The organism is Sulfitobacter sp. UBA4523, from assembly GCF_002388305.1.
Lineage (GTDB): Bacteria > Pseudomonadota > Alphaproteobacteria > Rhodobacterales > Rhodobacteraceae > Sulfitobacter > Sulfitobacter pontiacus.
On sequence record NZ_DGMH01000052.1, the window covers coordinates 18,980 to 28,309 of the forward strand.

Sequence of the window (9,330 nt, forward strand, 5' to 3'; positions counted from 1 at the left end):
CCATCGGCCAGCGGTTCGGCGGCGAGGTACACCCAGCCCTTTTCCGCCGCGACCGAGGAGATCGCCAGACCGACGTTCGACAGGATCGAACCGGTGATCATCACGGTGCCTTCGCTGGTCATCAGCTCTTCGGCGATTTTGATCGCTTCACCGGGGTCGCCCTGATCGTCGCGGAAGATGAATTCGAGCGGGCGGTCCAGCACACCGCCATCGGCGTTGATTTCCTCAAGCGCCAGTTCGATGCCCTGTTTATACGGCTCGGCAAAGGCGGCGAGACGTTTGTAGTGGTTGATCTCTCCGACTTTGATCGAGTCGCCTGACTGCGCCGATGCGGCAAAGCCGGTGACGCCAAGGGCAAAGGCCCCTATGACGCTGTTCAGGAATGTCTTTCTGTTCATGTGATGGTCCTCTCGTGTTGGGGTGTGCCGTCTGCTGCGGCTTTGCTTTTTATGGATCAATCATGCTGGACAAAGACCGGTGCGACGGGGTCGCCCAAATCGTCCGTCGCCTCTGCCTCGATCCGGTCGCGGATACGTTTGCGGTAGACGTTGGGCGCTTTGTCGATAGCGATGCGGATGGGTTTGCGTTTTTGGGGGCGTTGTTCTTCTTGGTGGACGGCTTCCAAAATCGCCTTGTCCTCGGCAAATGCTACGCGGAACATCGCGTCCATTTGGTCCGACGCGGCGTCATCGCCAAGGGCGGTGTTGCGCAGGTGCATCCAGTGGTCGATCGTATAGTCCTCTGTCACGGGTGTGACGAAATGGAGCGCAAAGATACGCACGCCTTTGTTGCGCTGATCTTCGGGAAGTTCAAGCTTTGCATCAGACGACCCAAAGTCAATCACGGCGGTCGAGGGCATGTGCAGATAGTAATAATGCCAGCGGTCCACATTGCCGCTAAAGCCGCCGAATGCCTTGAAAAAGCCGATGGGTTCCGCGTCTCTGATCCAGCGCCATGCCACGATCACCTCGTCTGCGGTTTTGACATGCACGGGTACATTTTCAGAGGCCGCATTGCCCAATGTCGTCGGATGGACAAAGCTCACATGCGCCGGATCAACAAGGTTTTCGGCAACGTTGAGGTAATTTGCGCGGATATGCAGCTTGTCCCCGTGGTGGACATGCCAGCCCTCTTGCCCCAATTCCGGCATATCGAAAGCAAGCGCGGGGTCGGCCTTGTCGGCGTCGCCCATCCAGATGAACACAATGCCGTAGCGTTCCAGCACCGGATAGCTGTCGACATAGGCGGATTTGGGCAGGTTCGATTGCCCCGGCACCCGCACACAGGCACCGTCCGCGCCAAAGGTCATACCGTGATAGCCGCATTGGATGGTGTCGCCGATGCGCTTGCCCTTGGACAGCGGCAGCAGCCGGTGCGGGCAGCGATCTTCGAGCACGGCGATCTGGCCATCGCTGGTGCGGTAGGCTACTAGGTTCTGCGCAAGCAATGTCAGCGGCACCAGCTCATCGCCAAAGTCGGTAGACCAACCCGCAACGTACCAAGCGTTTCTGACAAAGGACATCGGTTCACTCCTTGCTCTGCACAGCTTCATGAAGGACCAAAAAATTGTTAGCTGTCAAACAATTTCTTGCGCCCCATCTGATATAGACCCCAGATGGAAACCGTGGGATGATAGTGCCTAATCTATATGCATTGACCCAAGAGCACTGGATAAGAACCTTGGTTGAAACCACACAAGACCTGACCCTGACCGCAGACTATGCGTTGGAACAACAGATCGGGTTCAAGCTGCGCCTCGCGAACCAGCGCCACCTTGAGATCTTTAACCGGAGGATGCCGGATATCACGCCAACACAATTCGCCGTGCTGGCCAAGCTGCGCGACGAGGCGCGGATCAGCCAGAACCATCTGGGGCGTCTGGTCGGGATGGACGCGGCGACCACCAAAGGCGTGATCGACCGGTTGCGCAAAAAGGGGCTGGTCCATTCCACCCCGTCAAAGACCGACATGCGGCGGCTGGAGATTTCGCTGACCGACGAAGGCATCGCGGTGACCGCCAAGGCGATTGCCACCGCGCAGGAAATCTCGGCCGAGACGGTCGGCAACCTCACCCCGCGCGAAGTGGACCGGCTACTGGCCCTGCTCGAGAAACTATAGGCTCTAACGCAGGCCGTCTTTTCCTTCGGCCGCGGCATGGGTCAGCCCGCCGACACGGGGCAAGGGGCGCCCGGAATCTGTGACAGCCACGGCCACCAGTATCTCGCCCGCACGCGGCGCATCGTTCAACCGCACCTCGATCCCGTCGAAATGGCTGCGCACATAGGCGGCGTCCTTGTGCCCCAAAGGCACGTCAAGCACCTGCCCCGGCCCGCCCATCTTTTTCGACGACGGCACCAGTGCGGCCCCCTTTTCAACCGCGACCCGCAGCGGTGCGCCCAGTTTCGGGTGCAGGATGGCGGCGGCATGTTCCAGCTCTCCGCCCTCGCCCACCATCGCGGCCTTGCCATAGCTTTCGGCCTGCGCGGGGGTGATCCCAAGGGCCGCAACACATTTATCGCCCAGCAATCCCCCCAGCTCTGCGCCGATGTCCATCAGCGGGGTCAGGTCCTGGGTATAAGAGCCTGCAAAGGGGTTTTTGATCACGGCTACAGCTACGGCCTTGCGCGTGGGCGGCGATATCTGCTGCCCGATCTCGCGGTGAGTCTCTTCGACCCAAGTGGCGATTTTGCGAATGTCGGCGCTCATCTCAGGCCATCCTTTCCTTCGATTTCCTTTGCATCCAACCCGCCCGCGCGGTTGTGGATCCGTGCCCCTGTGGTCATCACAAGGATCACCGCCATTTCATCGGCGCGGGGGCTGTCATTCAGGCCGACCTCGATTGAATCGAAATGGCTGCGGACATAAGAGGCATCGACATGGGTCACAGGCACATCCAGCCGCACCCCCGCCGCGCCGACCTTTTTCGTCGACGGCACAATCGCCTTCGATCCGCCCAATACATCGCGCATCGCATAGCCGCCGGGGGCGTGCCAGAGCGCACCGTGCTCCAACTCTCCGCCCGTGCCGACGATGCTGCCTTTACCGTAGCCTTCGATCTGTGCCGCCTCGACCCCGAGCGCCGCCAGCAGCTTTTGCGCCATCGCGACTCCCAGCGGTTTGAGGTCTTCCATAAAGGGCTGGATGTCCTCGATATAAGAGCCTGCATAGGGGTTTTGGATCACAGCCATGACCGACCCGCGTTTCAGCGGCGTATTGGCGCGGGGGCCGCCTTCGTGGAAAATCTCTTCGACGCTGGTGACAATTTTGCGGGTCATAACCTCAGGCATATTCGGGGGCTTTCACTAGGGATTTCAGGGTTTCGGGCAAGCCGATAACAGTATGTTGGTCGCGCAGAAAAAGCGCCGTGCCAGAGATGAGGCCACGGTCGCGCAAACCCTGCGCCGCTGTCGCGCCGGTGGTAAGCGCTTGGTTAACCTCGGCAGGAGAGAGCGGCCCGACATGGGTCACCACCGGTGCCGCACCAAGGTCACTGTCGTCGTGCAACTGGTTCGCGGGGCTACGCCGGATCGCGGGATGGGCGGGCAGATCGACGGCATTTCCCAGCCTCGTCGCCGCCGCGTCGGCCATCGCGGCGGATCGGGCCAGCACGGTGACGCTGTCGGCAATGCCCAAGGAGTGGCTGCGCCCGCCCTGCCCGCTGGTGGCGATGCCGCGAATGGGGTCATTGCTGCGGATCGTGACGGTGCCAAGCGACCGCCCGTCCAGCCCCGCGATGCCCACGTCAAAACGCGCGCCCTCGGTCAGATGCAGCGCGATATCGCCACCGTTGTTCACATAGGCGCGGGTCAGATCGGCGGCATCCACCATGGCCGACAATACCTCTGCCGCGACGGCACCGGCGACGCAGATCATCGGCGTGGTCAGCCCGTCGGCATGGGGCAAGGCGGCGCGGTACATGGCGCGGGCGATCTTGCCTTTTGGCTTGGTGCCCACAGGGCGGCGCAGCAGGGGCAGCTCTGCCGTCAGTTCGGACAGGATCGTGCCAAAGCGATCAAAACCCGCCTGATACGCCAGATCACGTGCGCCATCCGCCCCGATGACCAGATCAATCGGGCCGTGGGACAGGTGCAGCCTGCCACCGGGGAGAAGAGCCGCCTGTGCCGTCATGTCTCGTCCTTCGACCAGCCATAGTTTTCCCGCGCGTTCGGGTCGGGTTGCAGCAGTTGCTGCGCCACCCGTCGTACATCATCGGTGACCACATCACGCACGGGCTGGATATGCTCCATATGCCCGCCAAGCGTGCCGTAATCCTCGCGCCGCAGAGTGAATTCGATCGGGGCGACCAGCGCGGGCGTGGGTACATAACCGAAAGAGTTCGTGGGCATATCCATGACATCCACCATGACGGTAATCCCGCCTCCCGGCCAGACATAGGCCTCGGCCCCGCCGCAGGACACATGAGTCAGCGATTCCTTGACCGACCGCGTCAGCCGCACGGGGTTCTCTGTCACGCCGGCACGCAAGCTGCCCCCCGCCCCCCCCATGAATAGCACCGAACAAAGCGAGGGTTCGCAATTCTCGGCGATGCGGTCCGCGACGACCAGCAGCTCGGGCGTGATCTTGGCGGGTTGCGGGATCAGATCGTCATCCAGCGTGAAATAGGCCCATTGCTCTCCGGTGGTAGAGATCATCAGCAGCCGCAGCCCCGGCCAGGCACGCTTCGGGTCGGCGTCACGCAGGATGGTCAGCGGGTTTTCGACATCGGTGCCGCCCCATCCGGTGCCGGGATCCGCCACCTGAAAATACCGCCCCGGCGTTGACCGCCGTCCGTTCACGCGGATGCCAGAGGGGGTCATATCCAGCCCCTTGCCCGCCTCGTGTTCTGTCAGCACGCCGGTGATGTGATCATCGACAACGACGACCTCGTCCACATGCCCGTGCCATTGTTTGGCGAACATCCCGATGGTCGCTGACCCACAGCCCACGCGCATCAGCTTTTCCGGAACACCGTTGATGATCGGCGCTTTGCCCGCCTCGACCACCATTGCGACGCCGCCGTCGATGGTGACCTCGACCGGTTCACGGTTACATAGGCGCAGCAGCGCGTCACAGGTCACGCGACCCTCTTTCTTGGAGCCGCCGGTCAGATGCTCGACCCCGCCCAAAGACAGCATCTTGGACCCGTATTCCGAGGTCATCACATGGCCGATCGCCTCTCCGTCAACGCGCACCACGGCGCGCTCGTCGCCGATGTGGCGGTCGGTGTCGATCTTCACCTTGACCCCGCAATACGAAAAAATGCCCTCGGTCACGACGGTGATCATATCCACGCCCTCGACCTCTTGGCTGACGATGAAGGGCGCGGGTTTGTAATCTGGATAGGTGGTCCCCGCCCCTACGGCGGTGACGAAATCGCGCCCGCCCTGAATGACGTCGCCGTCCCAATCTTGCGCGTTGTCGCCCTGATCCAGAAAAGCGACGGCCTTGGCCCCCGACTGGATCACGGTCAGCGGGTCCAGCCGCACCAGCTCGCCCGCGTGGTTGGCATAGCGGTCGCAGGCACCGGATTTGCCGTCGGCGATGAAGCACATCACCGGGCAGGCATCGCAGCGGATTTTCACGGGCTTGGGGTCGCGCAGGTCGTCAGGCATGTCCGGCCTCCTTCAGGGCGGCGCGCAGGCGCGTCGGCGTGGCCGGTGTCTGCGTCACGCGCGCACCGGTGGCATGGTAGATAGCGTTGAGGATCGCAGGGGCGGTGGGGATCAGCACATGTTCCCCCAGGCCTTTCGCGCCGTAGGGGCCGTGGGCGTCAGCCACCTCCAGGATCAGCGTCTCGATCGGGGGAACGTCGCCGATGGTCGGCACCAGATAGTCATGCAGGTTCTCGGTGCGCCCGGGGATATACTCCTCCATCAGCGCCATACCAAGCCCTTGGGCAATGCCGCCCTGTACCTGCCCCTCGACCAACAAGGGGTTGATTGCGCGGCCCACGTCATGAGCGGCGACAAAGCGCAGCGGGCGGCAAAGGCCAAGGGCGATATCCACCTCGACCACCACCAGATGCGCGGCATAGCCGAACTGCGCATAGGGTACGCCCTGCCCGTTTTCATCCAGTGGTTTGACCGGCGGATCATAGCTTTCTTGCGCCTGCAGCACATAGCCCTGCGCATCGACCGGCAGCCGCGTCAGATCAAGGCGCTGCGTGCGCCCGCCGTCGGTCACCGTGAGCTGCCCGTCTTGGCAGCCGATCTGTGCGGCGGGGCCCGCATTGACCTGCCGCAGGATCTGCGCCCGCAGCGCCTCTCCGGTCCTCAACGCGGCATTGCCCGACACAAAGGTCTGCCGCGAGGCAGAGGTTTTGCCCGCGTCCGGCGTGATATCGGTGTCACCCCCTAGGATCTTGATCCCCTCGACAGACAGCCCAAGCGCTTGGGCAAAGATTTGCGGGATCACCGTATAGGCCCCCTGCCCGATGTCCATCGCGCCTTGGTGCAGCACAACCGTGCCATCCGCCCGCACGCCCGCCAGAATGGTCGACGGGTTCGGCAGCGAGGTATTGCCGCAGCCGTACCACGCCCCCGCGATCCCGACACCGCGTTTCACCGTGTCATCCTTTGCATTGAACCGGGCGCATTCGGCTTTCGCTTCCTCCCACGCGGGGCGCAGCGCCTCTAGGCAGGGGGCGATGCCGACGCCCTGATCGAACACCTGCCCGCAGACCGTGGGCACCCCATCCGCCAGCGCGTTCTTCAAACGGAATTCAAGCGGATCAAGCCCCAGCTTTTCGGCCAGCAGGTCAAAGGCGGTTTCTTGTGCAATCGCCGATTGCGGCACGCCGAAGCCGCGGAAGGCACCCGCGGGGGGGCAATGGGTATGCACGGCACGGCTACGTGCGCGATAATCAGGGAGGTGGTAGGGGCCAGAGGCATGCACCGGCACGCGATTGGCGACCGTCGGACCCCAGCTTGCATAAGCACCGGTGTTGAAATCCCCGTCGAACCGCAGCCCCGACAGCGTCCCATCCGCCTTGGCCCCGACCTTGATCGTGATCTGCGCGGGGTGGCGTTTGGTGGTCGATTGCATCGTCTCGGCGCGCGCATAGGTCATGCGCACGGGCCGCGCCGTCTTGAGCGCGGCAAGCGCGATGAAGGGCTGCAACGACAGGTCGATCTTGGACCCGAAACCGCCCCCGACCGCCGTCGGCACAATGCGGATGTCGGCCATGGGACGGTCAAGGATCGCGGCCAGTGCTTCGCGGTCCATACCCGGTGCCTGGGTGCAGGCATGCACATGGATGCGCCCGTCGATCACTTGGGCAAAGCCTGCCTCTGGCTCGATATAGCCATGTTCGACAAAACTGGTGGTATACTGCGCCTCGACCGTGACGTCGGCGGCGTCCAGTGCGGCCTCCACATCGCCGCATTGCACGAAGCCGCCGCACATGATGTTGCCTTTGCGGTCCTCGAACAGCTGTGGCGCGTCGGGGGCGGTCGCGGCATCGGTATCGGCAAGCGCAGTTTGTGGCGACCAACGGACAGGGAAGCTTTCCAGATCAAGGGCGATCATCGCCTCCGCCTCTCCTACAACGCAAGCAACCGCCTCCCCCCGGAACCGGATGTGGTTCACAGCGAAAACCGGCTGGTCGATGAAGCCCGGGATCACGCCAAAGGCGTTGAGGCCGGGCACGTCATCTGCGGTCAGGATGCAATGGATCCCGGGCTGCGCGTTGCGCCATGCCTCAAGATCGCCGAAGGTAAATCCGGCCGAGGCATGGGGCGCGCGGATGACCCGCGCGACCAAAGCACCGGCTGGGGCAACGTCATCGCCAAACGCCTCTGACCCGTCGACTTTGGCCTGCCCGTCCAGCCGCCGCGCAGGTTGACCAAGCGCGGTAGAGGCGACAGGCAGCCCGTCGGCAGCATGGGCCCCGACCACCGCGTCGATGATCTTGCGATAGCCGGTACAGCGACACAGCACGCCGCCAAGGGCGTCCTGCACCTGCGCCGCGCTCGGCTGCGGCACCTCGCGCAACAGCGCCACGGCAGAGACCATCATCCCCGGTGTGCAAATCCCGCATTGCGCGGCCTGATGGTGCTGAAAGCTTTGCATCAACGCCTGCGCGTCGTGGTCGGTTTTCACCAGCCCCGCCAGCGTCTCCACTTGCCGCCCCACCGCCTGCTGCACGGGCATCAGGCAGGCGCAGACCGGCGCGCCATCGACCAGCACAGTGCAGGCCCCGCAATCGCCCGCGTTGCAGCCGATCTTTACATCCTTGCGGTCCAGCCGCTCGCGCAGCGCGTAAGACAAGCGTTCACCGGGCAGCGGTTCAACCTGCGCGATACTCCCGTTCAGGGTGAAAGAGGTCACTTCTGTCGTGGTCGGCCTATCCATCACAGGGCCCCTTTCAAGGCGCGCGTCACAGCGCGGCGGACCAAAGGGACGCTGGCGGCAAGGCGGTAGTCGGCACTGGCGCGCGCATCCGTAATGGGGCTTAGCGATTGCACCAGATCAGCAGTCATGCGGTTTTCTACATCGCCAAGGGCGCTACCGCGAAGCTGATCCTCAAGCGCGGTGAGCCGCTGCGCGACGGGGGATGCGGCGCCGATGGCGATGCGGATATCGGTGAGCCTGCCGCTCTCGATCTTTGCCAGCACCGCGACCATGCAGATCGAGATCACCAGATACTTCCGCGCACCGAGTTTGACAAAGCTGCTGTGACTATCAGCCGGGGGCGCGGGGATGTGGATAGCGGTGACAAGCTCGTTCTGGGCGCGGTCGGTCTGGCGCACGCCTTGCAGGAACTGCGACAAGGGCAGCACGCGCGACCCGTTTGCGCTGCAAAGCTCTACCTCGGCATTCAGGGTCAGCAGCGGCGGCACCCCGTCGGCGGCAGGAGAAGCGTTGCACAGATTCCCCGCGATGGTGCCTGCGTTCTGGATCTGGATCGACCCGACCTCGCGCGCCGCCAGCTTGAGCCCGTCGAAAGCGGCGGGCAGATCAGCGCGGATGATGTCTGTCCATGTGGTCGCCGCCCCGATACGCCAGCCTTGGTCTGTTTGGCTGATGCCGCGCAGCTCTGGCAAGCGGGTGATATCCAACAGGTCGCCCGTCACCGGACGGTCGCCGCGTGCGGGGAACCAATCGGTCCCCCCCGCGATGATCGACACCGGCCCCGCGGCCAATGTGGTTAGCGCTTGATCCAATGTCGTCGCGGTCAGGTAGCTCATCGGGTCACCTTTTGCTGCGGGCGTAAAACTTGTTGGTATACGAATAGAAGTGCGTCGGGTGCCTTCGTGTCAAATCAATTCGCATGTCGTCAGCCGACAAAGGCTTTTTCGACCACAAAACTGGCAGGACGGTTATTTGCCC

The 9,330-nt window shown here is 63.2% G+C and carries 9 protein-coding genes; 1 reads left to right on the forward strand and 8 read right to left on the reverse strand.

Annotation, left to right across the window (positions count from 1 at the left end; translation table 11 throughout):
* Positions 1-398 (reverse strand): ABC transporter substrate-binding protein (locus B3849_RS13135; protein WP_286780268.1); only part of this gene is annotated, 398 nt, incomplete at its 3' end.
* A 56-nt stretch (positions 399-454) separates the two neighbouring features.
* On the reverse strand, positions 455-1,522 hold the full coding sequence (locus B3849_RS13140) for an aromatic ring-hydroxylating dioxygenase subunit alpha (RefSeq protein WP_132997984.1): 1,068 nt from the start codon (positions 1,520-1,522) through the stop codon (positions 455-457).
* Positions 1,523-1,680: 158 nt separating this feature from the next.
* On the opposite strand from B3849_RS13140, the gene B3849_RS13145 reads away from it, so the two are divergent.
* Positions 1,681-2,118, forward strand: coding sequence for a MarR family winged helix-turn-helix transcriptional regulator (locus tag B3849_RS13145; RefSeq protein WP_005848896.1), 438 nt, complete (start codon positions 1,681-1,683; stop codon positions 2,116-2,118).
* Positions 2,119-2,121: 3 nt separating this feature from the next.
* Here the strand turns inward: B3849_RS13145 and B3849_RS13150 are convergent, their stop codons facing one another.
* From B3849_RS13150 to B3849_RS13175, 6 genes are read right to left on the reverse strand one after another with little or no spacing between them, the layout of a single operon-like run.
* The gene (locus B3849_RS13150) at positions 2,122-2,706 is read right to left on the reverse strand and encodes an amino acid synthesis family protein (RefSeq protein WP_278425705.1); all 585 of its coding nucleotides are present in this window, start codon (positions 2,704-2,706) and stop codon (positions 2,122-2,124) included.
* A complete protein-coding gene (locus B3849_RS13155; protein ID WP_037941918.1) occupies positions 2,703-3,287 on the reverse strand; it encodes an amino acid synthesis family protein in 585 nt (194 codons plus the stop codon). The genes B3849_RS13150 and B3849_RS13155 overlap by 4 nt, the downstream gene beginning before the upstream one ends.
* Positions 3,280-4,128: a UPF0280 family protein gene (locus tag B3849_RS13160; RefSeq protein WP_278425706.1), complete on the reverse strand. Its 849-nt coding sequence runs from the start codon at positions 4,126-4,128 to the stop codon at positions 3,280-3,282. Before B3849_RS13160 ends, B3849_RS13155 begins: the two co-directional genes overlap by 8 nt.
* The gene (locus B3849_RS13165) at positions 4,125-5,612 is read right to left on the reverse strand and encodes a 6-hydroxynicotinate reductase (RefSeq protein ID WP_278425707.1); all 1,488 of its coding nucleotides are present in this window, start codon (positions 5,610-5,612) and stop codon (positions 4,125-4,127) included. Before B3849_RS13165 ends, B3849_RS13160 begins: the two co-directional genes overlap by 4 nt.
* Positions 5,605-8,352: a molybdopterin-dependent oxidoreductase gene (locus tag B3849_RS13170; protein ID WP_286780269.1), complete on the reverse strand. Its 2,748-nt coding sequence runs from the start codon at positions 8,350-8,352 to the stop codon at positions 5,605-5,607. The genes B3849_RS13165 and B3849_RS13170 overlap by 8 nt, the downstream gene beginning before the upstream one ends.
* Positions 8,352-9,188, reverse strand: coding sequence for an FAD binding domain-containing protein (locus tag B3849_RS13175; RefSeq protein WP_278425710.1), 837 nt, complete (start codon positions 9,186-9,188; stop codon positions 8,352-8,354). The genes B3849_RS13170 and B3849_RS13175 overlap by 1 nt, the downstream gene beginning before the upstream one ends.
* Positions 9,189-9,330: the final 142 nt, after the last annotated feature.